Source organism: Kitasatospora sp. NPDC127116 (assembly GCF_042677365.1).
GTDB lineage: Bacteria > Actinomycetota > Actinomycetes > Streptomycetales > Streptomycetaceae > Kitasatospora > Kitasatospora lactacystinica.
In genome coordinates, this window is record NZ_JBHXTL010000141.1 from 1 (window position 1) to 24,375 (window position 24,375).

Annotated in this window: 21 protein-coding genes; 13 read left to right on the plus strand and 8 right to left on the minus strand. The window is 71.6% G+C overall.

Annotated elements, in window-relative coordinates:
* Positions 1 to 32 precede the first annotated feature (32 nt).
* Both ACFVHV_RS36675 and ACFVHV_RS36680 read right to left on the minus strand, forming a co-directional pair.
* Positions 33 to 686, minus strand: coding sequence for an MBL fold metallo-hydrolase (locus ACFVHV_RS36675; protein ID WP_359912905.1), 654 nt, complete (start codon positions 684 to 686; stop codon positions 33 to 35).
* Between the two features lie 45 nt (positions 687 to 731).
* Positions 732 to 1,484 (minus strand): maleylpyruvate isomerase family mycothiol-dependent enzyme, encoded by a 753-nt coding sequence (locus ACFVHV_RS36680; RefSeq protein WP_359912908.1) that lies wholly within the window; start codon positions 1,482 to 1,484, stop codon positions 732 to 734.
* Positions 1,485 to 1,763: 279 nt separating this feature from the next.
* Between ACFVHV_RS36680 and uvrA the strand changes: the two genes are divergently transcribed.
* From uvrA to ACFVHV_RS36735, 11 genes are all read left to right on the plus strand, one after another.
* Complete coding sequence (gene uvrA, locus ACFVHV_RS36685; protein WP_359912911.1) at positions 1,764 to 4,676, plus strand: excinuclease ABC subunit UvrA; 2,913 nt, start codon at positions 1,764 to 1,766, stop codon at positions 4,674 to 4,676.
* Between the two features lie 120 nt (positions 4,677 to 4,796).
* Entirely contained in the window at positions 4,797 to 5,234 is a 438-nt protein-coding gene (locus ACFVHV_RS36690) for a Rieske (2Fe-2S) protein (RefSeq protein ID WP_380357294.1), read from the plus strand.
* 84 nt (positions 5,235 to 5,318) lie between these two features.
* Positions 5,319 to 7,388, plus strand: coding sequence for an excinuclease ABC subunit UvrC (gene uvrC, locus ACFVHV_RS36695; RefSeq protein ID WP_359912916.1), 2,070 nt, complete (start codon positions 5,319 to 5,321; stop codon positions 7,386 to 7,388).
* Between the two features lie 118 nt (positions 7,389 to 7,506).
* The gene (gene rapZ / locus ACFVHV_RS36700; RefSeq protein WP_359912919.1) at positions 7,507 to 8,391 is read left to right on the plus strand and encodes an RNase adapter RapZ; all 885 of its coding nucleotides are present in this window, start codon (positions 7,507 to 7,509) and stop codon (positions 8,389 to 8,391) included.
* A gap of 63 nt (positions 8,392 to 8,454) precedes the next feature.
* Positions 8,455 to 9,552 (plus strand): uridine diphosphate-N-acetylglucosamine-binding protein YvcK, encoded by a 1,098-nt coding sequence (gene yvcK, locus ACFVHV_RS36705; protein ID WP_380357305.1) that lies wholly within the window; start codon positions 8,455 to 8,457, stop codon positions 9,550 to 9,552.
* Positions 9,543 to 10,523: a DNA-binding protein WhiA gene (whiA, locus tag ACFVHV_RS36710; protein WP_049649611.1), complete on the plus strand. Its 981-nt coding sequence runs from the start codon at positions 9,543 to 9,545 to the stop codon at positions 10,521 to 10,523. Before yvcK ends, whiA begins: the two co-directional genes overlap by 10 nt.
* Before the next feature lie 326 nt (positions 10,524 to 10,849).
* Positions 10,850 to 11,857, plus strand: coding sequence for a type I glyceraldehyde-3-phosphate dehydrogenase (gene gap / locus ACFVHV_RS36715; protein WP_359912922.1), 1,008 nt, complete (start codon positions 10,850 to 10,852; stop codon positions 11,855 to 11,857).
* Between the two features lie 152 nt (positions 11,858 to 12,009).
* Positions 12,010 to 13,221, plus strand: coding sequence for a phosphoglycerate kinase (locus tag ACFVHV_RS36720; protein WP_359912925.1), 1,212 nt, complete (start codon positions 12,010 to 12,012; stop codon positions 13,219 to 13,221).
* A 5-nt stretch (positions 13,222 to 13,226) separates the two neighbouring features.
* A complete protein-coding gene (tpiA, locus tag ACFVHV_RS36725) occupies positions 13,227 to 14,012 on the plus strand; it encodes a triose-phosphate isomerase (protein ID WP_359912928.1) in 786 nt (261 codons plus the stop codon).
* A gap of 87 nt (positions 14,013 to 14,099) precedes the next feature.
* Positions 14,100 to 14,336: a preprotein translocase subunit SecG gene (gene secG, locus ACFVHV_RS36730; RefSeq protein ID WP_359817184.1), complete on the plus strand. Its 237-nt coding sequence runs from the start codon at positions 14,100 to 14,102 to the stop codon at positions 14,334 to 14,336.
* Positions 14,337 to 14,541: 205 nt separating this feature from the next.
* Positions 14,542 to 14,829, plus strand: a complete 288-nt coding sequence (locus ACFVHV_RS36735; protein WP_030238413.1) for an RNA polymerase-binding protein RbpA — start codon at positions 14,542 to 14,544, stop codon at positions 14,827 to 14,829.
* 90 nt (positions 14,830 to 14,919) lie between these two features.
* Here the strand turns inward: ACFVHV_RS36735 and pgl are convergent, their stop codons facing one another.
* The 5 genes from pgl to tkt all read right to left on the minus strand — a co-directional run bounded on the left by pgl (position 14,920) and on the right by tkt (position 21,785).
* Complete coding sequence (gene pgl / locus ACFVHV_RS36740; protein WP_359912931.1) at positions 14,920 to 15,708, minus strand: 6-phosphogluconolactonase; 789 nt, start codon at positions 15,706 to 15,708, stop codon at positions 14,920 to 14,922.
* Complete coding sequence (gene opcA / locus ACFVHV_RS36745) at positions 15,705 to 16,805, minus strand: glucose-6-phosphate dehydrogenase assembly protein OpcA (RefSeq protein WP_359912934.1); 1,101 nt, start codon at positions 16,803 to 16,805, stop codon at positions 15,705 to 15,707. Before opcA ends, pgl begins: the two co-directional genes overlap by 4 nt.
* On the minus strand, positions 16,802 to 18,391 hold the full coding sequence (gene zwf, locus ACFVHV_RS36750) for a glucose-6-phosphate dehydrogenase (protein WP_359912954.1): 1,590 nt from the start codon (positions 18,389 to 18,391) through the stop codon (positions 16,802 to 16,804). Before zwf ends, opcA begins: the two co-directional genes overlap by 4 nt.
* A 61-nt stretch (positions 18,392 to 18,452) precedes the next feature.
* The gene (tal, locus tag ACFVHV_RS36755) at positions 18,453 to 19,595 is read right to left on the minus strand and encodes a transaldolase (protein WP_359912937.1); all 1,143 of its coding nucleotides are present in this window, start codon (positions 19,593 to 19,595) and stop codon (positions 18,453 to 18,455) included.
* A gap of 90 nt (positions 19,596 to 19,685) precedes the next feature.
* Positions 19,686 to 21,785, minus strand: a complete 2,100-nt coding sequence (tkt, locus tag ACFVHV_RS36760; protein WP_380357301.1) for a transketolase — start codon at positions 21,783 to 21,785, stop codon at positions 19,686 to 19,688.
* A 463-nt stretch (positions 21,786 to 22,248) separates the two neighbouring features.
* Here tkt and ACFVHV_RS36765 point away from each other — a divergent pair, with 463 nt between their 5' ends.
* Positions 22,249 to 23,196, plus strand: a complete 948-nt coding sequence (locus ACFVHV_RS36765) for a heme o synthase (protein WP_359912943.1) — start codon at positions 22,249 to 22,251, stop codon at positions 23,194 to 23,196.
* A gap of 77 nt (positions 23,197 to 23,273) precedes the next feature.
* Here ACFVHV_RS36765 and ACFVHV_RS36770 read toward each other — a convergent pair whose 3' ends face one another.
* Positions 23,274 to 23,915: a DUF2461 domain-containing protein gene (locus tag ACFVHV_RS36770; RefSeq protein ID WP_359912946.1), complete on the minus strand. Its 642-nt coding sequence runs from the start codon at positions 23,913 to 23,915 to the stop codon at positions 23,274 to 23,276.
* A gap of 72 nt (positions 23,916 to 23,987) precedes the next feature.
* Between ACFVHV_RS36770 and ACFVHV_RS36775 the strand changes: the two genes are divergently transcribed.
* Complete coding sequence (locus tag ACFVHV_RS36775; RefSeq protein WP_359912949.1) at positions 23,988 to 24,320, plus strand: hypothetical protein; 333 nt, start codon at positions 23,988 to 23,990, stop codon at positions 24,318 to 24,320.
* The last annotated feature ends 55 nt before the right edge of the window (positions 24,321 to 24,375 follow it).

A 24,375-nucleotide genomic window follows, 5' to 3' on the forward strand; every position in this document is an offset into this window, starting at 1 on the left:
GGCCTCGGCCGTTCGGCGGGGGCGGGGCGGGGCTACCAGCCGCGCTCGCGCCACTCGTCGAGGTGCGGGCGCTCGGCCCCCAGGGTGGTGTCGTTGCCGTGGCCGGGGTAGACCCAGGACTCGTCGGGGAGGACGTCGAAGATCTTCTCGGTGACGTCGCGGTAGAGCGTCCGGAAGGCCTCCGGGTCGCCCCAGGTGTTGCCCACGCCGCCGGGGAAGAGGCAGTCGCCGGTGAAGACGTGCGGGTGGCCCTGGGGGTCGTCGTAGACCAGCACGATCGCGCCGGGGGTGTGGCCGACCAGGTGGCGGACGGTGAGCTCGACCTCGCCGACCCGCAGCCCGGCACCGTCCGCGAGCAGCAGCTCGGTGGGGACGTCGATGCCCTCGGCGTCGTGCTCGCCGGCGGCCGTCCGGGCGCCGGTGGTGGCGACCACCTCGGCCAGCGCGCCCCAGTGGTCGTGGTGCCGGTGGGTGGTGACCACCGTTTCGAGGTCGTCCCCGACGGTCTCCAGCAGCACCGGCGCGTCGGCGGCCGCGTCGATCAGGAGCTGTTCGTCGGTGGCCCGGCAGCGCAGCAGGTAGGCGTTGTTGTCGTACGGGCCGACGGCGACCTTGGTGATGATCAGGTGGGCCAGCTCCCGCACGTCCGGCGCTCCGCCGACCTTGACCGCTCCGTGGTACGTCATCCGTTCGCTCCCTCTCCAGTGGATCCTGGGATCATCCTCGCGCCGTCAGCCCATCGGGGGAAGCCGGGGGAGGGTGGTGCCGGGGGTGTGGCGCAGGCCGTCGCCGGCGGAACGGCCGGAGAGCCACGCGGTCAGCGCGCGGACCGGGCCCTCGACGGTCAGGGCCGGGGTGCCGGTGCCGATCACGGCGCGGTCCTCGGTGTCGTCGGCGACCAGCTCCACGGCGGGCAGGCCGGCCTCCCCGGCCAGCCCCTCGGCGAGCCCGCGGAACCGGGTGACCGCGAACTCCTGCGGCCAGTGCGCCGGGGTGTAGCCGCCGTCCAGGTCGACGTGGTGGAACTCCAGCTCCACCACGCGCTTGCCCGGGATGTCGAAGGCCGGGAAGACGTAGCCGGAGCGGTGCCTGACCCCGACGGCCCAGGCCTCGGGGTCCATCAGCGCGGCGGCGGCCAGGAAGCGCTCGTGGGACTCCCGCAGGTCGGCGAGCTGGACCTCCAGCGGGCGCGGCGCGTCGCGCTCGATCTCCTGGTCGCGGGCCTCGTTGCTGGCGTACTGGGGGACGTCGGTGCCGGTGCGGGCGCCGGTCAGCAGGTTGACCAGGGAGTCGGCGTTGCGGGCGAGGTGGGCCAGCACGTGGCCGCGGGTCCAGCCGGGCAGCGCGGAGGGCTCGGCGAGGGCCTCGGGCTTCAGCTCGGCCGCGGTGTGCAGCAGGTGCCGGGTGCTCTCCTCGACCCCGGCCAGGTGCCGGGCGGCGGCCGCGGCGGCGGTGTGCGGGTCGGTCGGCTGTGGGTCGGTCATCGAATCCGCCTTCTGTGACGAGAGGGTGCGTTGCCCGCGGGGGCTTCGCTCGTTGACCAGGTGACGCTACCGCCGGATCCGGGCTCTGAGCAGGGGGTTTTCGGCTATGCGCGCCGTGCGGGTACGGACGGCCCCGGGGTGGCCCTCACTCGTTCGGGTGGTCTCCGCTGGACAGAGTCGATATTCGAACGTCTGAGCTATAGGCTGGCTGCCGCATCCTGGAAGAAGTACAGATACTCACCGCAAGCCCTCTCGCCCCGGAGAAAGGCGCCAGAAGCAGTGGCCGACCGCCTCATCGTCCGCGGTGCTCGCGAGCACAACCTCAAGAACGTCTCGCTCGACCTGCCCCGCGACTCCCTCATCGTCTTCACGGGCCTCTCCGGCTCCGGCAAGTCCTCGCTCGCCTTCGACACGATCTTCGCCGAGGGCCAGCGCCGCTACGTCGAGTCGCTGTCCTCCTACGCCCGCCAGTTCCTCGGGCAGATGGACAAGCCCGACGTGGACTTCATCGAGGGCCTCTCCCCGGCCGTCTCGATCGACCAGAAGTCCACCAACCGCAACCCCCGTTCGACCGTCGGCACCATCACCGAGGTCTACGACTACCTGCGCCTGCTGTTCGCCCGGATCGGCAAGCCGCACTGTCCGCACTGCGGCCGGCCGATCGCCAAGCAGTCGCCGCAGGCGATCGTGGACAAGGTGCTGGAGCTCGCCGAGGGCACCCGCTTCCAGGTGCTGAGCCCGGTGGTGCGCGAGCGCAAGGGCGAGTTCGTCGACCTCTTCGCCGACCTCCAGTCCAAGGGCTACTCCCGCGCCCGCGTCGACGGCGGGACGATCCAGCTCGCCGAGCCGCCGAAGCTCAAGAAGCAGGAGAAGCACACCATCGAGGTGGTGATCGACCGCCTGACCGTCAAGGACAGCGCCAAGCGGCGGCTCACCGACTCGGTGGAGACGGCCCTGCGCCTGTCCGGCGGCATGGTCGTGCTCGACTTCGTCGACCTCCCCGAGGACGACCCGGAGCGCGAGCGGATGTACTCCGAGCACCTCTACTGCCCGTACGACGACGTGTCGTTCGAGGAGCTGGAGCCGCGCTCGTTCTCCTTCAACTCGCCGTTCGGCGCCTGCCCGGACTGCTCGGGCCTGGGCAACCGGATGGAGGTCGACCCGGAGCTGGTCGTGCCCGACGTCGAGCGCTCGCTGGACGAGGGCGCGATCCACCCGTGGTCGGCCGGGCACGCCAAGGAGTACTTCCAGCGCCTGATCGACGCGCTCGCCGGGGAGCTCGGCTTCCGCACCGACATCCCCTGGGCCGGGCTGCCCGCCCGGGCCAGGAAGGCGCTGCTGTACGGGCACAAGCACCAGGTGGAGGTCCGCTACCGCAACCGCTTCGGCCGGGAGCGCTCGTACAGCACCGGCTTCGAGGGCGCGATCCCGTTCATCCAGCGCCGGCACACCGAGGCGGAGAGCGACAGCAGCCGCGAGCGCTTCGAGGGCTACATGCGCGAGGTGCCCTGCCCGACCTGCCAGGGAACCCGGCTCAAGCCGGTGGTGCTCGCGGTCACCGTCGAGGGCAGGTCGATCGCCGATGTCTCCTCGATGTCGATCAGCGACTGCTCCGAGTTCCTGGGCGCGATGAAGCTGAACGCCCGGGACAAGCAGATCGCCGAGCGGGTCCTCAAGGAGGTCAACGAGCGGCTGCGCTTCCTGGTCGACGTCGGCCTGGACTACCTCTCGCTCGACCGCGCGGCCGGCACCCTGTCCGGCGGCGAGGCCCAGCGCATCCGGCTGGCCACCCAGATCGGCTCCGGCCTGGTCGGCGTGCTGTACGTGCTGGACGAGCCGTCCATCGGCCTGCACCAGCGGGACAACCACCGGCTGATCGAGACGCTGGTGCGGCTGCGCGACATCGGCAACACCCTGATCGTCGTCGAGCACGACGAGGACACCATCAAGACCGCGGACTGGGTGGTCGACATCGGCCCGGGCGCCGGCGAGCACGGCGGCAAGGTGGTGCACTCCGGCTCGCTGAAGCAGCTGCTCACCAACAAGGAGTCGCTGACCGGCCAGTACCTCTCCGGCAAGCGGTCCATCCCGATCCCGGCCTCCCGCCGCGAGCGGGACAAGAAGCGCCAGCTGACCGTCCACGGCGCCCGCGAGCACAACCTCAAGGACGTCACGGTCGGCTTCCCGCTGGGCACCTTCACCGCGATCACCGGCGTCTCCGGCTCCGGCAAGTCGACGCTGGTCAACGACATCCTGTACACCCACCTCGCGCGGGAGCTGAACGGCGCCCGCAGCGTGCCCGGCCGGCACACCCGGATCACCGGCACCGACCAGGTGGACAAGGTGGTGCACGTCGACCAGTCGCCGATCGGCCGCACCCCGCGCTCCAACCCGGCCACCTACACCGGCGTGTTCGACCACGTCCGCCGGCTCTTCGCGGAGACGCAGGAGGCCAAGGTCCGCGGCTACCTGCCCGGCCGGTTCTCCTTCAACGTCAAGGGCGGCCGCTGCGAGAACTGCTCGGGCGACGGCACCATCAAGATCGAGATGAACTTCCTGCCGGACGTCTACGTGCCGTGCGAGGTCTGCCACGGCGCCCGGTACAACCGGGAGACGCTGGAGGTCCACTACAAGGGCAGGTCCATCGCCGAGGTGCTGGACATGCCGATCGAGGAGGCCCTGGACTTCTTCGAGGCCGTCCCGGCGATCGCCCGGCACCTGCGCACGCTCAACGACGTCGGCCTCGGCTACGTCCGGCTCGGCCAGTCCGCGCCCACCCTCTCCGGCGGTGAGGCGCAGCGCGTCAAGCTCGCCTCGGAGCTCCAGAAGCGCTCCACCGGGCGGACGGTCTACGTGCTGGACGAGCCCACCACCGGCCTGCACTTCGAGGACATCAGCAAGCTGATCAAGGTGCTCAGCGGGCTGGTGGACAAGGGCAACACGGTGATCGTCATCGAGCACAACCTCGATGTGATCAAGACCGCCGACTGGGTCGTCGACATGGGCCCCGAGGGCGGCTCCGGCGGCGGCACGGTGGTCGCCGAGGGCACCCCGGAGCAGATCGCCGCCGTCCCGGAGAGCCACACCGGCAAGTTCCTGCGGGACATCCTGCCGGCCGACTTCACGGACGCCCCGGTCGCCGCCCCGGCGAAGAGGGCGCCGCGCAAGCGCGCGGCCGCCGCGAAGAAGTAGTCCCGTCCGGCCACCCCGCCGCTCCCCGCCGCCGCACGCCGGGCGGCCCGGGAGCGGCGGGGTGGCGCGGCATAGAATTCCGTGGTCCCTCGCCGCAGCAGCAACCGTAGGAGCACACCGATGTCCGAGGCCCCCGAGACCAGCCCCACCGCCTCCCGCCGCACCCTGCTCTGCGGGGCCGCGGCCGTCCTGGCGGCCGGCGGCACCGTGGCGGTCACCGGGTGCAGCTCCTCCGCCTCCTCCGGCAACAGCGCCCCCAAGGGCCCGGTCGACCTCGGCCCGGCCTCGGCCGTGCCGGAGGGCGGCGGCAAGGTCTACCGCGAGCAGAAGATCGTGGTGACCCAGCCCACCGCCGGCCAGTACAAGGCGTTCAACGCCCGGTGCACCCACGCCGGCTGCCTCGTGGACCAGGTGAAGAACAACCAGATCCAGTGCCCCTGCCACGGCAGCCGCTTCGCCATCGCCGACGGCTCCGTGCAGGACGGACCGGCCCCCTCCCCGCTGCCCGCCTACACCGTCACGGTCGAGGGCGGCAACCTCAAGGTGACCCCGAGCTGACCCAGTTGACCGCCTTCCGACCACCACGGTCCTCCCCGACGATCTCCGCCCCGCGGCCCCGGCCCCACTCGGTACGGTGGACCCATGGCTGACCCGAGCACCTACCGCCCCGCGCCCGGTGCGATCCCGACCTCCCCCGGCGTCTACCGGTTCCGCGACGCCCACGGCCGGGTCATCTACGTCGGGAAGGCCAAGAGCCTGCGGCCGCGCCTGTCGTCCTACTTCCAGGACCTGGCCGGTCTGCACCCGCGCACCGCGACGATGGTCACCACCGCCGCCTCGGTGGAGTGGACCGTGGTCGGCACCGAGGTCGAGGCGCTCCAGCTGGAGTACTCCTGGATCAAGGAGTTCGACCCGCGGTTCAACGTCAAGTACCGCGACGACAAGAGCTATCCGGAACTCGCCGTCACCCTCGACGAGGAGTACCCGCGGGTCCAGGTGATGCGCGGGGCGCACAAGAAGGGCGTGCGCTACTTCGGCCCGTACGGGCACGCCTGGGCGATCCGCGAGACGGTCGACCTGCTGCTGCGCGTCTTCCCCGTCCGCACCTGCTCCAACGGCGTCTTCAAGCGCGCCCGCCAGGTCGGCCGGCCCTGCCTGCTCGGCTACATCGGCAAGTGCGCCGCGCCCTGCGTCGGCAAGGTCTCGGCGGACGAACACCGCGCGCTGGCCGAGGACTTCTGCGACTTCATGGCCGGGCGCACCGGCAACTACCTGCGCCGGCTGGAAGAACAGATGCAGGAGGCCGCCGAGGAGCTGGAGTACGAGAAGGCGGCCCGGCTGCGGGACGACATCGGCGCCCTCAAGCGCGCGATGGAGAAGAACGCCATCGTGCTCGCCGACGCCACCGACGCCGACCTGCTGGCCCTCGCCGAGGACGAGCTCGAAGCCGCCGTGCAGATCTTCCACGTCCGCGGCGGCCGGGTGCGCGGCCAGCGCGGCTGGGTCACCGACAAGGTCGAGGACGTCGACACCGCCGGCCTGGTCGAGCACGCCCTCCAGCAGCTCTACGGCGGCGGCGAGTCCGTCCCCCGCGAGGTGCTCGTCCCCGCCCTGCCCGCCCCGGCGGAGCCGGTCCGCGAGTGGCTGAGCGGCCTGCGCGGCAGCCAGGTCGACCTGCGCGTCCCCCAGCGCGGCGACAAGAAGGACCTGATGGCCACCGTGCAGCGCAACGCCCAGCAGGCGCTGGCACTGCACAAGACCAAGCGCGCCTCCGACCTCACCACCCGAAGCCGCGCCCTCCAGGAGATCGCCGACGCGCTGGAGCTGGACTCCGTCCCGCTGCGCATCGAGTGCTACGACATCTCCCACCTCCAGGGCGAGGACGTGGTCGCCTCCATGGTCGTCTTCGAGGACGGCCTGGCCCGCAAGAGCGAGTACCGGCGCTTCCAGATCAAGGGCTTCGAGGGCCAGGACGACGTCCGCTCGATGCACGAGGTGATCGGCCGGCGCTTCCGCCGCTACCTCCAGGAGCGCGAGCGGACCGGCGAGTGGGCCGTCCCGGAGGAGGACGACACCGGCACCGACCCGGGCGGCGGCACCGACCCGGACACCGGCACCGGCGGCACCCGGGACGAGGACGGCCGCCCCAAGCGCTTCGCCTACCCGCCGCAGCTGCTGGTCGTCGACGGCGGGCAGCCGCAGGTCGCCGCCGCCAAGCGCGCCCTGGACGAGCTCGGCATCGACGACGTCGCGCTGTGCGGCCTGGCCAAGCGCCTGGAGGAGGTCTGGCTGCCCGGCGAGGACGACCCGGTGGTGCTGCCCCGCTCCAGCGAGGGCCTCTACCTGCTCCAGCGGGTCCGCGACGAGGCGCACCGCTTCGCGATCAGCTATCAGCGCAACAAGCGTTCCAAGCGACTCACCGCCGGGGAACTGGACTCCGTCCCGGGCCTCGGCGAGACTCGCCGCCGGGCGCTGCTCAAGCACTTCGGCTCGCTGAAGAAGCTCCGGGCCGCCACCGTGGACGAGCTCTGCGAGGTACCCGGCATCGGACGCCGCACCGCGCAGACTGTTGCGGAGGCGTTGTCGTCCCGTACACCCGTCGCACCCGCGGTCAACACCGCGACCGGCGAGATCATCGAGGACGGGGCCGAGCAGGCCGCCGAGCCGGTGGCAGCAGCACCCCAGACCGCACCATCCCAGGAGACGCCATGACGGCCGACGCCGCCCGTCAGCCGGTGTGCCCCGGCCCCGCCCGCCTGCCCGGGCCGGGGAAGGGCGGCCGAGCCGTACGCGTTCTCCCCAGCAGAAAGACCGAGAGCGGGGAACCGAAGTGACCGTGTCAGACGTGGCCGAGAACGCGCCGGAGCTGGTGATCATCTCCGGGATGTCCGGAGCCGGCCGCTCCACCGCGGCCAAGTGCCTGGAGGACCTCGGCTGGTTCGTGGTGGACAACCTGCCGCCGGCCCTGATTCCGACCATGGTCGACCTGGGCGCGCGCTCCCAGGGCAACGTCGCCAGGATCGGCGTGGTCGTGGACGTCCGCGGCCGGCAGTTCTTCGACGACCTGCTCACCTCGCTGGACGAGCTGGAGAAGCGCGGGGTCCGGCTCCGGGTCGTCTTCCTGGACTCCTCCGACGAGGCGCTGGTGCGCCGCTTCGAGAGCGTCCGCCGCCCGCACCCGCTGCAGGCCGACGGCCGGATCGTGGACGGCATCGCCCAGGAGCGCGACCTGCTGCGCGACCTGCGCGGCGAGGCCGACCTGGTGATCGACACCTCCAACCTCAACGTGCACCAGCTGCGCGCCAAGCTGGACGCCCAGTTCGCCGACCACGACGAGCCCGAGCTGCGCGCCACCGTGATGTCCTTCGGATTCAAGTACGGCCTGCCGGTCGACGCCGACCTCGTGGTGGACTGCCGCTTCCTGCCCAACCCGCACTGGGTGCCCGAACTGCGGGCCCGCACCGGCACCGACGCGGACGTCGCCGACTACGTCTTCCAGCAGCCCGGAGCCAACGAGTTCCTGGACGGTTACGCCCAGCTCCTGCGCATCATCACCGAGGGATACCGCCGCGAGGGGAAGCGCTACATGACGCTTGCCGTAGGCTGCACCGGTGGCAAGCACCGCAGCGTCGCCATGTCCGAGCGTCTGACCAAGCGTCTCATCGCCGACGGAGTCGAGACGGTGCTCGTCCACCGTGACATGGGACGGGAGTAACCGCCGCCTCCCTGCCGGGCCCGCCGGCGGAGCGGTCGGCGGGCCGAGGAACGCGAGGTGAGTGTGGCGGGATACGTGCCCGGGCGACAGCCGCAGAGCAGGACCGGTGACCGGGCGGGCAGCCCGGCCCGGCCCACGGCGCCGGGCCGTCCGCGCAGCAGTCCCGCCCGCGCCAATCCGGCCCCGAGGATCACCGCGCTCGGCGGCGGGCAGGGCCTGTCGGCCTCGCTGTCGGCGCTGCGCCGGCTCACCAGCGACCTCACCGCCGTGGTCACCGTCGCCGACGACGGCGGCTCCAGCGGCCGGCTGCGCGAGGAGCTGGGCGTGCTGCCCCCGGGCGACCTGCGCAAGGCGCTGGCCGCGCTGTGCGGGGACGACGACTGGGGCCGCACCTGGTCCGAGGTGATCCAGCAGCGCTTCACCGGCAACGGCGAGCTCGGCGGCCACGCGGTGGGCAACCTGCTGATCGTCGCGCTCTGGGAGAAGCTGGGCGACCCGGTGGCGGCCCTGGACTGGGTCGGCCGGCTGCTCAACGTGCAGGGCCGGGTGCTGCCGATGTCGGCGGTGCCGCTGGACATCGAGGCGACCGTCCGCGGCCACGACCCGGCGCGCCCCGGCGAGGTCACGGCCGTGCGCGGCCAGGCCGACGTCGCGGTGACCCCGGGCACCGTGCAGTCGATCCGGCTGCTGCCGGACGAGCCGCCCGCCGTCCCGGAGGCGGTCACCGCCGTCCGGGAGGCGGACTGGGTGGTGCTCGGCCCCGGCTCCTGGTTCACCAGCGTGCTGCCGCACCTGCTGGTGCCCGAGCTGGCCGCGGCGCTCACCGAGACCCGCGCCCGCCGCCTGCTCACCCTGAACCTGGCCCCCCAGCCGGGGGAGACCGAGGGCTTCACGCCGCAGCGCCACCTGGAGGTCATCGCCGACCACGCTCCGGACCTCGCCGTGGATGCGATCCTGGTGGACGAGCGCGCCGTCACCGGCGGGGCCTTCGGCCAGGCCGACCTGGACGGACTGGAGAAGGCCGCCGAACGGATGGGAGCGGCTCTGGTGCTCGGCTCGGTGGCCCGCGCCGACGGGACGCCGCGACACGACCCCGAGCTGTTGGCGGCAGCGTACGACCGGATTTTCCGGACACATGGAAGGATCGGGCCATGGCGATGACTCCAGCGGTGAAGGACGAGATCAGCCGGCTCCCGGTCACCCGGGCCTGCTGTCGCAAGGCGGAGGTGTCGGCGATCCTGCGGTTCGCGGGCGGGCTGCACATCGTGAGCGGCCGCATCGTGATCGAGGCGGAGCTGGACACCGGAGCGGCGGCACGGCGGCTGCGCAAGGACCTGCTGGAGATCTTCGGGCACTCCTCGGACCTGGTGGTGATGGCCCCCGGCGGACTGCGCCGGGGCAGCCGCTTCGTGGTCCGGGTGGTCAAGGACGGCGAGCTGCTGGCGCGCCAGACCGGGCTCGTGGACGGCCGCGGCCGTCCGATCCGGGGCCTGCCCCCGGCGGTCGTCTCCGGGGCCACCTGCGATGCCGAGGCGGCCTGGCGCGGGGCCTTCCTGGCGCACGGCTCGCTCACCGAGCCGGGCCGCTCCTCCTCGCTGGAGATCACCTGCCCCGGCTCGGAGGCCGCCCTCGCCCTGGTCGGCGCCGCCCGCCGGCTCGGCATCCCGGCCAAGGCCCGCGAGGTGCGCGGCGTCGACCGGGTGGTGATCCGCGACGGCGACGCGATCGGCGCCCTGCTGACCCGGCTCGGCGCGCACGAGTCGGTGCTCGCCTGGGAGGAGCGCCGGATGCGGCGCGAGGTGCGCGCCACCGCCAACCGGCTGGCCAACTTCGACGACGCCAACCTGCGCCGCTCGGCCCGCGCCGCGGTGGCGGCCGGCGCCCGGGTGGCCCGCGCGCTGGAGATCCTCGGCGACGAGGTGCCCGAGCACCTGGCCGCGGCCGGCCAGCTGCGGATGCAGCACAAGCAGGCCTCGCTGGAGGAGCTGGGCGCGCTCGCCGACCCGCCGCTGACCAAGGACGCGGTGGCCGGGCGGATCCGCCGCCTGCTGGCGATGGCCGACAAGCGGGCCTCCGAGCTCGGCCTGCCGAGCACCGAGGCCAGCCTCACCGACGAGATGGCGATGAACTGACCGAGATGGCGATGAGCTGACGCCCACGCTCACGCTCCGTGATCACGACAGGCCGGTGCCCGGACTTCCGGGCGCCGGCCGCGGTCGTTTCCGGACAGCCGCGACACTCCCGAATTGGTAGAGACCACTGACCTGGGGCCAACTGCCCGGCAGGCCTGGGCCGGACGGCCTGAAATGGGGTTTGGGGCACGCCACGCCCGGTCTCACCAGGCGGCGCGATGTGCCGTCCCAGGCCCCGGAGGGGTAGGGTCATAGGCGGTCGGGGACTTCCCAAATCTCATCCCGCCGGGCCTCGCGCCCGGCGTACCTAACGAGGAGATCGGTTCGTGACGATCCGGGTAGGCATCAACGGCTTCGGCCGCATCGGCCGCAACTTCTTCCGCGCGGTCAAGGCCCAGGGCGCGGACATCGAGATCGTCGGTGTCAACGACCTCACCGACACGAAGACCCTGGCTCACCTGCTCAAGTACGACACCACCCTGGGTACCCTCCAGGCCGAGGTCTCGCACACCGAGGACAGCATCACCGTCGACGGCCACACCTTCAAGGTGACCGCCGAGCGTGACCCCGCGAACCTTCCGTGGGCCGCCCTGGGCGCCGACATCGTCGTCGAGTCCACCGGCATCTTCACCAAGGCCGAGGCCGCGAAGAAGCACCTCGCCGCCGGCGCGAAGAAGGTCATCATCTCGGCGCCCGCCACCGACGAGGACGTCACCATCGTCCTGGGTGTCAACGACGAGAAGTACGACGCCGCCAACCACCACATCATCTCCAACGCCTCCTGCACCACCAACTGTGTGGCGCCGATGGCGAAGGTGCTGAACGAGAGCTTCGGCATCGTCAAGGGTCTGATGACCACCGTCCACGCGTTCACCAACGACCAGGTGACCCTGGACTTCCCGCACAAGGACCTGCGCCGTGCTCGTGCGGCCTCGCAGAACATCATCCCGACCTCGACCGGCGCCGCCAAGGCGACCGCCCTGGTCCTGCCGGAGCTGAAGGGCAAGCTGGACGGCACCTCGCTGCGCGTCCCGGTCCCGACCGGCTCCATCACCGACCTGGTCGTCACCCTGGAGCGCGAGGTCACCAAGGACGAGGTCAACGCCGCCTTCCAGAAGGCCGCGCAGGAGGGCCCGCTCAAGGGCATCCTGGCCTACACCGAGGACCCGATCGTCTCCTCGGACATCGTGAACGACCCGGCCTCGTGCATCTTCGACAGCCAGCTCACCATGGTCCAGGGCAACCAGGTCAAGGTGCTCGGCTGGTACGACAACGAGTGGGGCTACTCGAACCGCGTCGTCGACCTGGTCGCCCTCGTCGGCGGGCAGCTCTGACGTTGCGGGAGCTGACGTGATGTAGGGGCGAGGGCCCGGACGGCGTACGGTGCCGACCGGGCCCTCGTTCCGCGCTCAAGGACTTCTCAGGCGGCCCCTGCGCCGTGCCGCCTCTGCGCATCAACCATCTCCCCAGGAGAAACCGAATCCCCGTGAAGACCATCGAAGAGCTCATCGAAGCCGGTGTCGAAGGCAAGCGCGTCTTCGTGCGCGCCGACCTGAACGTGCCGCTGGACGGCGCCACGATCACCGACGACGGCCGCATCCGCGCCGTCGCGCCGACCATCGCCAAGCTGGCCGCGGCCGGTGCGAAGGTCGTCGTCGCCTCGCACCTCGGCCGCCCCAAGGGCGAGCCGGAGTCGCGGTTCTCGCTCGCCCCGGTGGCCGAGCGCCTCGGCGAGATCCTCGGCAAGGACGTCGCCTTCGCCACCGACACCGTCGGCGACAGCGCCACCGCCACCGCCGCCGCGCTGGCGAACGGCGAGGTCGCGCTGCTGGAGAACCTGCGCTTCAACGCGGGCGAGACCAGCAAGGACGACGCCGAGCGCAAGGCCTTCGCCGAGCAGCTGGCCGCGCTGGCCGACCTGTACGTGGGCGACGGCTTCGGCGCCGTGCACCGCAAGCACGCCTCGGTGTTCGACCTGCCGGCGCTGCTGCCGCACGCCGCCGGCGACCTGATCGCCACCGAGGTCGGCGTGCTGAAGAAGCTCACCGAGGACGTCGCCCGCCCGTACGTCGTCGTGCTCGGGGGCGCCAAGGTCTCCGACAAGCTCGGCGTGATCGACAACCTGCTGGAGAAGGCCGACCGGATCCTGATCGGCGGCGGCATGGCGTACACCTTCCTCAAGGCCAAGGGCCACGAGGTCGGCATCTCGCTGCTGCAGGCGGACCAGATCCCGGTCTGCCTGGAGTACCTGGCCCGGGCCGAGCAGCGGGGCGTCGAGTTCGTGCTGCCGACGGACGTCCTGGTCTCCGCCGAGTTCCCGGACCTCAAGACCAAGGCCCCGGCGAACCCGACGACCGTCGACGCCGACGCCATCCCGGCCGACCAGGAGGGCCTGGACATCGGCCCGAAGACCCGCGAGCTGTACGCGGCCAAGCTGGCCGACGCGGGCACGGTGTTCTGGAACGGCCCGATGGGCGTCTTCGAGCACCCGGACTACGCGAACGGCACCAAGGCCGTCGCGCAGGCCCTGCTCGACAGCGACGCGTTCACCGTGGTCGGCGGCGGCGACTCCGCCGCGGCCGTCCGCATCCTGGGCTTCGACGAGAACGCCTTTGGACACATTTCGACCGGCGGCGGCGCCAGCCTCGAGTACCTGGAGGGCAAGACCCTCCCCGGTCTCGCCGCACTGGAGGACTGACACACATGACCGACCGTCTCCCGCTGATGGCGGGCAACTGGAAGATGAACCTCAACCACCTTGAGGCCATCCAGCACACCCAGAAGCTGGCCTTCGCGCTGGCCGACAAGGACTACGAGGCCGTCGAGGTCGCCGTCCTGGTGCCGTTCACCGACCTGCGCTCGGTGCAGACCCTGGTCTTCGGCGACAAGCTGAAGATCAAGTACGGCTCGCAGGACATCTCGCAGCACGACGGCGGGGCCTACACCGGCGAGGTCTCCGGCCCGATGCTGGCCAAGCTCCAGTGCACCTACGCGGTGATCGGCCACTCCGAGCGCCGCCAGTACCACGGCGAGAACGAGGAGATCGTCAACGCCAAGGTGAAGGCCGCCTACCGGGCCGGGGTCACCCCGATCCTGTGCGTCGGCGAGCCGCTGGAGATCCGCAAGGCCGGCACCCACGTCGAGTACACCCTGGCCCAGCTGGACGGCGGCCTGGCCGACGTCCCGGCCCACCAGGCCGAGTCGATCGTGGTCGCCTACGAGCCGGTCTGGGCGATCGGCACCGGCGAGGTGGCCACCCCGGAGGACGCGCAGGAGGTCTGCGCCGCCATCCGCAAGCGGATCGCCGAGCTGTACGACGCCGAGCTGGCCGGCAAGGTCCGGGTGCTGTACGGCGGTTCGGTGAAGTCGTCGAGCGCGGCCGGTCTGATGGCCAAGCCCGACATCGACGGCGGCCTGGTCGGCGGTGCCTCGCTGGACGCCGACGAGTTCGTCAAGATCGTGCGCTACCGTGAGCAGGCAGTAGGCTAACGCCGCCGCAGCAACGTAGGCTTTGGGGCCGGACCGCCGTACGCGGCCCGGCCCCTTCGCCGAAGATACGAGAGAGTTGGTCCCGTCGTGGTTCTCGGGTTCTCGATTGCCCTGATCATCTTCAGTCTTCTGATGATCCTGCTGGTGCTGCTGCACAAGGGGAAGGGCGGCGGCCTGTCGGACATGTTCGGCGGTGGCGCGATGTCCACCGGCGGCGGTTCGGCGGTGGCCGAGCGCAACCTGGACCGCATCACCATCGTGGTCGGCGTGGGATGGTTCGCGTCCATCATCGTCCTCGGCCTGCTGATGAAGACCTCGGTCTGACGTATCCCTGACGCCCCGTCGCCCGAGCGCCTATCCTGGGACGGTCGGGTGCGGAGGCGATGGTGGCGGATGCTTAACTCCTGCTTACACTAGGACGACTTTCGCCACCGACGCGCACCGCGGCGGGTCGGCGCACCAGTACGCAGGGAGTCAGACCGTGGCAAGTGGCAATGCCATCCGTGGCAGCAGGGTCGGGGCCGGCCCGATGGGCGAGGCGGAACGCGGCGAGTCCGCCCCGCGCAACCGGATCTCCTTCTGGTGCGCGAACAAGCACGAGACCCGCCCCAGCTTCGCCGCCGAAGCGGCGATCCCGGACACCTGGGACTGCCCGCGCTGCGGCTTCCCCGCGGGGCAGGACCAGCACAACCCGCCGGCGCCCTCGCGCAACGAGCCCTACAAGACCCACCTCGCCTACGTCCGTGAGCGGCGCACCGACGCCGACGGCGAGGCGATCCTGGCCGAGGCGCTGGCGAAGCTCCGCGGCGAGATCTGAGTCCGGCGCAACGGTCCGAACGCAACGGCAAACAGCACGAAGGGCGCCACCGTCGAGTGACGGTGGCGCCCTTCGGCGTCGCCGGGCCGGCTACGCGGAGGCCGGCGGGTAGAGCTGCGGCGGGATCCGCTCCGCGGCGGCGCGGTCCAGCAGCCACAGGGTGCGGCCGCGGCCGTACGCGCCGGAGGCGGGCGCCTGGAGCTCGCCCGGGCCGGACAGCGCCAGCGCGACCGCGCCCGCCTTGTCCTCCCCGGCGGCCAGCAGCCAGACCTCGCGGGCGGTGCGGATCGCCGGGAGGGTGAGCGAGACCCGGGTCGGCGGGGGCTTGGGGGCCCCGCGCACGCCGACCACGGTCAGCTCGGTCTCCCGCACGCCCGGGTGCTCGGGGAAGAGCGAGGCGACGTGGGTGTCCGGGCCGACGCCGAGCAGCAGCACGTCGAAGGCCGGGACGCCGAGCCGGTCGCCCGGGCCGGCCGCCTTCGCCAACTCCTCGGCGTAGCGGGCGGCGGCGGCCTCCACGTCCGAGCCGTCCACCCCGTCCGAGGCGGGCATCTCGTGCACCCGCGCCGGGTCGAGCGGGACGGCGTCCAGCAGTTCGGCGCGCGCCTGGACGGCGTTGCGCTCCGGGTCGGCGGCGGGCAGGAAGCGCTCGTCGCCCCACCAGAGGTCCAGCCGGCCCCAGTCGACCGCGTCGCGCGCCGGGGAGGCGGCGATCGCGGCCAGCAGGGCGTTGCCGTTGCGGCCGCCGGTGAGCACCACCGAGGCGCTGCCGCGGGCGGCCTGGGCGTCCACGATCCGGGTGATCAGCCGGGCCGCGGCCGCCTGGGCCATCAGCTCCTTGTCCCGGTGGACGACGAGCTGGGGGGTCGCGTTGGTCATGCGCCTTCCTTGGTGGCGCGCTTGCCGGCGGCCTTCCGGGCGGGCTTCCGGTCCGCCGTCCCGGCGGTCACCCGGTCCGGGTTGGCCACGGCGGCCTCGGCGGCCTCCTCGACGGCGTCCTCGGCGACCTCCCGGGCGACCCGCTCCGCCGCCGCGGTCTCGGCGTTGGCCGGCTCGTGCAGCTGGTCGACGGGCGTGCGCACGGCCGTCGCGTAGATGTCGTCCGGATCCAGGCGGCGCAGCTCCTCGGCGATCAGCTCCGAGGTCTCGCGCCGCTTGAGCGCCACCTGGCGGTCCGGCGAGCCGGGCATGGAGAGCGTGCCCAGCAGGCCGTCCGGGCGGTCCAGGGTGATGTCCCCGTCCTTGGTGCGCAGGTGCACCGCGGTGATGCCGGGGCCGTTGGTGACGACCCGCTCGACCGGCACGTGCAGCCGGTTGGTCAGCCAGAGGCCGAGCAGCTCGACGCTGGGGTTGTAGGACTCGCCCTCGACCACCGCGGAGACGATCGTGGACGGCCGCTGGTCCAGCGCGGCGGCCAGCATCGAGCGCCAGCCGGTGACCCGGGTCCAGGCCAGGTCGGTGTCGCCCGGGGTGTAGCTCTGCGCGCGCTGGGCGAGCTGGCCGACCGGGGACTCGGCGGTGACGGCGTCGGTGATCCGGCGCTGGGCGATCGAGCCCAGCGGGTCCTGCGCCGGGTGCAGCGGCGCGTTGTCCGGCCACCAGACGACGGTCGGGGCGTCCGGCAGCAGCAGCGGCAGGACCACCGACTGGGCGTGCGCGGCGAGTTCGCCGTGCATCCGCAGGACGACCGTCTCGCCGGAGCCGGCGTCCGAGCCGACCAGGATCTCGGCGTCCAGCCGGGTCTCGGCGCGGGCCCGGGGCGAGCGCCCGGCGCGCTTGATCACCGCGAGGGTGCGCATCGGGTGCTCGCGGGAGGCGTCGTTGGCGGCCTTGAGGGCGTCGTAGGCGCTGCCCTCGTCGGTCACTATCACCAGGGTGAGCACCATGCCGGCGGCGCCGGAACCGCGGGCCCGGCGCGCCTCCATCAGCGCGGCGTTGATCTTGCTGGACGTCGTGTTGGTGAGGTCGATCTTCATGGCCGGCGCCAGCTCCTGCCGTCTCGTGCGAGCATCTCGTCCGCCTCGACCGGGCCCCAGGTCCCCGCCGCGTACTGGGCGGGCTTGCCGTGGGTGTCCCAGTACTTCTCGATCGGGTCGAGGATCTGCCAGGAGAGCTCGACCTCCTGGTGGCGCGGGAACAGGTTGGCGTCGCCGAGCAGCACGTCGAGGATGAGCCGCTCGTACGCCTCCGGGCTGGACTCGGTGAAGGACTCGCCGTAGGCGAAGTCCATCGTCACGTCCCGGACCTCGAAGGAGGTGCCCGGCACCTTGGAGCCGAACCGCACGGTGACGCCCTCGTCCGGCTGGACCCGGATGACCAGGGCGTTCTGCCCCAGCTCCTCGGTCGCGTAGGAGTCGAACGGCAGGTACGGGGCGCGCTGGAAGACGACCGCGATCTCGGTGACCCGGCGGCCCAGGCGCTTGCCGGTCCGCAGGTAGAACGGGACGCCCGCCCAGCGGCGGTTGTTGATCTCCAGCTTGATGGCCGCGTAGGTGTCGGTCTTGGAGTCCGGGTCGATCCCGTCCTCGTCCAGGTAGCCGACGACCTCCTCGCCGCCCTGCCAGCCGGACGCGTACTGGCCGCGCACGGTGTGCCGGCCGAGGTCGGCCGGGAGCTTGACGGCGCTGAGCACCTTGAGCTTCTCGGCCACCAGCGCCTTGGGGTGGAAGGACGCCGGCTCCTCGATGGCGGTGAGCGCCATCAGCTGGAGCAGGTGGTTCTGGATCACGTCACGGGCGGAGCCGATGCCGTCGTAGTAGCCGGCCCGGCCGCCGATGCCGATGTCCTCGGCCATGGTGATCTGCACGTGGTCGACGTACGACCGGTTCCAGATCGGCTCGAACATCTGGTTGGCGAAGCGCAGCGCCAGGATGTTCTGGACCGTCTCCTTGCCCAGGTAGTGGTCGATCCGGAAGACCTCGTCCCGGGGGAAGACCTCGTGGACGACCTTGTTGAGCTCCTGCGCGCTCTCCAGGTCGTGGCCGAAGGGCTTCTCGATGACCGCGCGGCGCCAGGAGGTCCTGCCGGTCCCCTCCTGCCCGTTGGCGGGCGAGGAGGGCGGGTCGGCCAGGCCGTGCTTCTTGAGCTGCTGGACGACGGTGGGGAAGAACTTCGGCGGGACGGACAGGTAGAAGGCGAAGTTGCCGCCGGTGCCCTGGGCCTTGTCCAGCTCCTCGATGGTCTCGCGCAGCTTGTCGAAGGCGTCGTCGTCGTCGAAGGTCCCGTGGACGAAGCGCATGCCCTTGGCGAGCTGCTGCCAGACCTCCTCCCGGAACGGGGTGCGGGCGTGGTCCCGGACGGCGTCGTGGACCTCCTTGGCGAAGTCCTCGTCGTCCCACTCGCGGCGGGCGAAGCCGACGAGGGAGAAGCCCGGCGGAAGCAGACCGCGGTTGGCCAGGTCGTAGATGGCCGGCATCAGCTTCTTGCGGGACAGGTCGCCGGTGACCCCGAAGATGACCAGACCGGACGGCCCCGCGATGCGCGGGAGCCGTCGGTCGGAGGGGTCACGAAGCGGGTTGACGGGGGTGGGCGGGAGATCGTCCGCGTCCGATTCCGGTGTCAACTCGGGGAAATCAGTGCTCACTTGATGGGCTCCGCTTTCGTGCGCTGGCTGTGAGCAGGGGTCACTTCTCGTCGGCGAAGGAAGCGAGCGAGGCGGTGACGGTGTCGAGCAGCTCGTTCCAGGACTGCTCGAACTTCTCGACGCCCTCGTCCTCCAGCAGCTGGACGACGTCGTCGTAGTCCACGCCGGCCGCGGCGATCGCGTCCAGCACGGCCTTGGCGTCGGCGTAGTTGGGGACGATGGTGTTGCCGGTGACCACGCCGTGGTCGCCGGTGGCCTCCAGGGTGGCCTCGGGCATCGTGTTGACGGTGCCGGGGGCGACCAGCTCGGTGACGTACAGGGTGTCCGGCAGGGCCGGGTCCTTGACGCCGGTCGAGGCCCACAGCGGGCGCTGCGGCTTGGCGCCGGCGGCCTCCAGGGCGCTCCAGCGGGCGCTGCCGGCGGTCTTGCCGTCGACGCTGCCGAAGACCTCCTCGTACGCCTGGTAGGCGAGGCGGGCGTTGGCCAGCGCGGCCTTGGAGCGCAGGTTCCTGGCCTCGCCGCCGATCTTGTCCAGGCGCTTGTCGATCTCGGTGTCCACGCGGGAGACGAAGAAGGAGGCGACCGACTCGATCTGGGAGAGGTCCAGGCCCTTGGCCTTGGCGGCCTCCAGGCCGGTCAGGTAGGCGTCGATGACGGCCTTGTAGCGCTCCAGCGAGAAGATCAGCGTGACGTTGACGCTGATGCCCCTGCCGATGACCTCGGCGATCGCGGGCAGGCCGGCCTTGGTGGCGGGGATCTTGATGAAGACGTTCGGGCGGTCGACCAGCCACCACAGCTGCTTGGCCTCGGCCACGGTGGTGGCGGTCTCGTGCGCCAGGCGCGGGTCGACCTCGATGGAGACCCGGCCGTCGCGGCCGTTGGAGGCGTCGTAGACGGGGCGCAGCACGTCGGCCGCGTCGCGCACGTCCGAGGTGGTGATCATGCGGATCGCCTCGTCGGTGGTGACCTTGCGGACGGCGAGGTCGCGCAGCTGGCCGTCGTAGGAGTCGTCCCCGGAGCCGGCGATGGCCTTCTGGAAGATGGTCGGGTTGGTGGTCACGCCCACCACGTGCTTGTTCTGCACCAGTTCGGCCAGGTTGCCGGAGTTCAGCCGCTTGCGGCTGAGGTCGTCCAGCCAGATCGCAACGCCTTCGTCGCTGAGGCGCTTCAGTGCGTCAGTCATGGTGCTTCAGTCCCTTTGTTCTTCTGCTTCGTGGGGTGGTCGAAGGGCCGGGGCGCCGATGTGCGGTCGGCGGCCCCGGCCCGGGTGCCGCTAGCGGTTGACGGCCTCGAGGGAGCGCAGGGCGTTGTGGGCCTCGGCCACCACGCGCTCGGCGGTGATGCCGAACTCCTCGAAGAGCACCTTGTAGTCGGCGGAGGCGCCGAAGTGCTCCAGCGAGACGATCCGGCCGTGGTCGCCGACCAGCTCGCGCCAGCCCTGGGCGATGCCGGCCTCGACCGAGACGCGGGCCTTGACCGACGGCGGCAGCACGCTGTCGCGGTAGGCCTGGTCCTGCTCCTGGAACCACTCGAAGGACGGGACCGAGACCACGCGGGTGGCGATGCCCTCGGCCTCCAGCACCTCGCGGGCCTGGACGGCCAGCTGGACCTCGGAGCCGGTGCCCAGCAGGATCACCTGCGGGTCGCCGGTGGAGGCCTCGGCCAGCACGTAGGCGCCCTTGGCGGTGCCCTCGGCGGAGGCGAAGACCTCGCGGTCGAAGGTCGGGACGTTCTGGCGGGTCAGCGCGAGGCCGACCGGGCCGGGGTGGCTGGTCTGGCGCTCGATGACGGTGCGCCAGGCGACGGCCGTCTCGTTGGCGTCGGCCGGGCGGACCATGGCCAGGCCCGGGATGGCGCGCAGCGAGGCCATGTGCTCGACCGGCTGGTGGGTCGGGCCGTCCTCGCCGAGGCCGATCGAGTCGTGCGTCCAGACATAGGTGACCGGCAGCTTCATCAGCGCGGCCAGGCGGACGGCCGGGCGCATGTAGTCGGCGAAGACCAGGAAGGTGCCGCCGTACACGCGGGTCCTGCCGTGCAGGGCGATGCCGTTCATGGTCGAGCCCATGGCGTGCTCGCGGATGCCGAAGTGGATCGTCCGGCCGTACGGGCTCGCCGACTTCAGCGGGTTGCCCTCGGGGAGGAAGGAGCTGTCCTCGTCGATGGTGGTGAGGTTGGACTCCGCGAGGTCGGCCGAGCCGCCCCACAGCTCCGGGATCACCGCGCCGAGCGCCTTGAGGGTCTCGCCGGAGGCCTTGCGGGTGGCGACGTCCTTGCCGGCCGGGAAGGACGGGACGGCCTTCTTCCAGCCCTCGGGCAGCTCGCCGGCCTGGATGCGGTCGAACTCGGCGGCCCGGTGCGCGTCGGCGGCGCGCCAGGCGTCGAAGCCCTGCTGCCACTGGTCGCGGGCGGCCTTGCCGCGCTTGATGACCAGCCGGGCGTGCTCGATGACCTGGTCGCTGACCTCGAAGGTCTTCTCCGGGTCGAAGCCCAGGACCTTCTTGGTGGCGGCGATCTCGGCGGCGCCGAGCGCGGAGCCGTGCGCCTTGGCGGTGTTCTGGGCGTCCGGGGCCGGCCAGGCGATGATCGTGCGCATCGCGATCATCGACGGGCGGGCGGTCTCGGCCTTGGCGGCGGCCAGCGCACCGGCGAGGGCCTCGACGTCGATGTCGCCGTTGGCCTTCGGGGTGACGCGCTGCACGTGCCAGCCGTACGCCTCGTAGCGCTTGAGGACGTCCTCGGAGAAGGCCGTCTCGGTGTCGCCCTCGATCGAGATGTGGTTGTCGTCGTACAGCGCGACCAGGTTGCCCAGCTTCTGGTGGCCGGCCAGCGAGGAGGCCTCGGCGGAGATGCCCTCCTCCAGGTCGCCGTCGGAGACGATGGCCCAGACGGTGTGGTCGAAGGGGGACTCCCCGGCCGCCGTCTCCGGGTCGAACAGGCCGCGCTCGTAGCGGGCGGCCATCGCCATGCCGACCGCGTTGGCGATGCCCTGGCCGAGCGGGCCGGTGGTGGTCTCCACGCCGGCGGTGTGGCCGTGCTCGGGGTGGCCCGGGGTGCGGCTGCCGGCCACCCGGAAGGCCTTGAGGTCGTCCAGCTCCAGGCCGTAGCCCGAGAGGTACAGCTGGGTGTAGAGCGTCAGGCTGGTGTGCCCGGGGGAGAGGACGAAGCGGTCGCGCCCGACCCAGGACGGGTCCGTCGGGTCGTGGCGCAGGAATCGCTGGAAGATCAGGTACGCGGCCGGGGCCAGCGACATGGCCGTCCCGGGATGTCCGTTGCCGACCTTCTGGACAGCGTCCATGGCCAGGACCCGCGCGGTGTCAACCGTGCGCTCGTCCAGATCGGTCCACTCGAATGCGTTCGTCGGCGCAGTGCTCACCCTGTCTCAGGGCTCCTTCCATTGTGAAGAGTGACCCCGTGAATGGGGACCGGGTCGGCCACGGCGCTGTGGTCCCGACGCTGGGTGGTGCCGGTCACGGAGGGTAGATCCCGCTTCTGCGTGCGAGCCTACCGTCCGGGTCGGGGCTCACCCTCCGTGCTGGGACAACCGGCAATTCCCCCTGCAGATTCCCACCGGGAAGGCCGGGAGGGATTTGTCCCAGACTCTCCCGAATCGCGGCTCCGCGCCGCTCCGGTGGTCAGGACGGGCTAGCGGACCTCCCCGGAGGCCTCCGGGGGCGTCGCCCGGGCGGTTCACCCGGGGGTGTGCGTTCCGCCTCGCCGGGGGACCCCGGAGCCGGATGCGATATATGGAACGTCTATGGTGTCGTGGTACGCGCAGAGCGGACGATTCGGGACCCTTCGTTCCTGTGGACGCCTGCGAGGATTCATCTTCAGTTGGGGTGTTAGTGACCGCCGTCGAAACCCGTCCCGCCGGGGTCACCGGGGCGACTCCTGCGCACCGGCCGTTCGGGGCCCGTGTCGGCGCGTTCGTCGCACTGACCAAGCCGCGGATCATCGAGCTGCTGCTGATGAGCACCGTGCCGGTGATGTTCCTGGCTCAACAGGGCGTGCCGAACATGCTGCTGGTGCTGAAGGTCGTCATCGGCGGCTACCTCTCGGCCGGCGGCGCCAACGCCCTCAACATGTACATCGACCGGGACATCGACGCGATCATGTCGCGCACCGAGCGGCGGCCGATCGTCACCGGGATGGTGTCGCCGCGCGAGGCGCTGGTGTTCGGCGTCGTGCTCGCGGTCGTCTCGACCCTGCTGCTGGGCTTCGGGGTCAACTGGCTGTCGGCCGGGCTGGCGCTGGGCGCGCTGCTGTTCTACGTGTTCGTCTACACGCTGGGTCTCAAGCGGCGCACCTCGCAGAACATCGTCTGGGGCGGCATCGCAGGCTGCATGCCGGTGCTGGTCGGCTGGTCCTCGGTGACCAACTCGATGTCCTGGGCCGCGGTGATGCTGTTCCTGGTGGTGTTCTTCTGGACGCCGCCGCACACCTGGGTGCTGTCGATGAAGGTCCGCGACGACTACGCGCGGGCCGGCGTGCCGATGCTGCCGGTGATCAAGGGCAACGTGGCGGTCGGCAAGCAGGTCGTCATCTACTCCTGGGTGATGGTGGCGGTCTCGCTGGCGCTCTGGCCGCTGGGACACATGAGCTGGCTGTACCCGGTCGCCGCGGTGCTGCTGGGCGCGGCCTGGCTGCGCGAGGCGCACGCGCTGTACGGGCGGGCCAAGGCCGGCATCGTGGGCGCCAAGCTCAAGGAGATGCGGCTGTTCCACTGGTCGATCACCTACCTGTCGCTGCTGATGGTGGTCTGCGCGATCGACCCGTTCGTCAAGTAGGGATCCGTTCGCGAAGCAGGGATTCGTCGGGAGAGCCCCGGTCCGGTGGACCGGGGCTCTCCCGCGTTCCGGGGGTGTCAGCGTCCGGGGAGTCCGGACGGGCCGACGTGGTCGTCCAGCCAGTCCCGCAGCGGCTGGGAGGCGTGCAGGAAGCCGGTGATCCGGGTGTGGGCGGCGCGGGTGCCCAGCCACTTCGCGGGCTCCCACTCCTGCCAGGCCACCAGGCCCTTGTGGCGCAGCAGCCCGATCCTGGGGTGGTCCTTGGGGTAGCCGCGCGGGGCCGACTTGAGGGAGTCCCGGCCCACCACCAGCGGGCCCTGCTGCTCCACCCGGGCGATCACCCGCTCCAGCTCCGCGCCGGTGACGTCCTCCGCGACGGCGGCGCGGTAGCGCTCCAGCTGGTCCGGGGCGAGCTGGTAGAAGCCGTTGCCGCAGGCCAGCCCGTCGGCGGAGAGCTGGATGTAGCCGCCGCTCTCCAGATGGGCGCCGATGTGGGTCTTGTACGGGGACTTGTCGGCGCTGAACCGGACGTCGCGGTTGGGCCGGAAGATCTTCCCCGGCCCGAACTCCGGCTCCAGTTCGGCGAGCAGCAGCTCCATCGGGGCCCGGACGACGCCGTCGTAGACGTCCTTGTGGGCCTGCCAGAAGGTCTTGGAGTTGTCGGCTTCCAGGTGCTCGTAGAAGTCGAGCGCCTCGGCCGGCCAGCCGGAGAAGGTCACTCCTCCAGTATGTGGCCCGGTGCACAGGGTGCTCCCGTCGCCAGCGGCGCTACCGGTGGGTAGCATGCGGGCATGAGCAGCGTTGAGACCGCCACCGCGCCGGACGCCCGTACCGAGCGTCGTGCCAAGCGCATCGCCAAGCACCTGACCAGCTTCGCCCGGCAGCACGGCGGCAGCGCCGACGCGGTCGTCGAGTACGTCGGCTCCGTGGCCACCCGGATCGTCGTGGTGGGCGCGGACGGCGCCTGGGGCGACCAGGTGGCCCCCAGCTACGCCGTCGGCCGCCGGGCCGCGGAGCTGGCCGGGCTGACCCTGCACGAGGACTTCGAGGGCGAGCTGGGCCTCAAGGTGAAGACCGGCGCGTACGAGTGGAAGCGGATGGCCGGCATCCAGCTCGGCGGCTGAACCCGGCCCGGACACGGCGACGGCCCGGCTCCTCCGTGCGGAGGTGCCGGGGCGG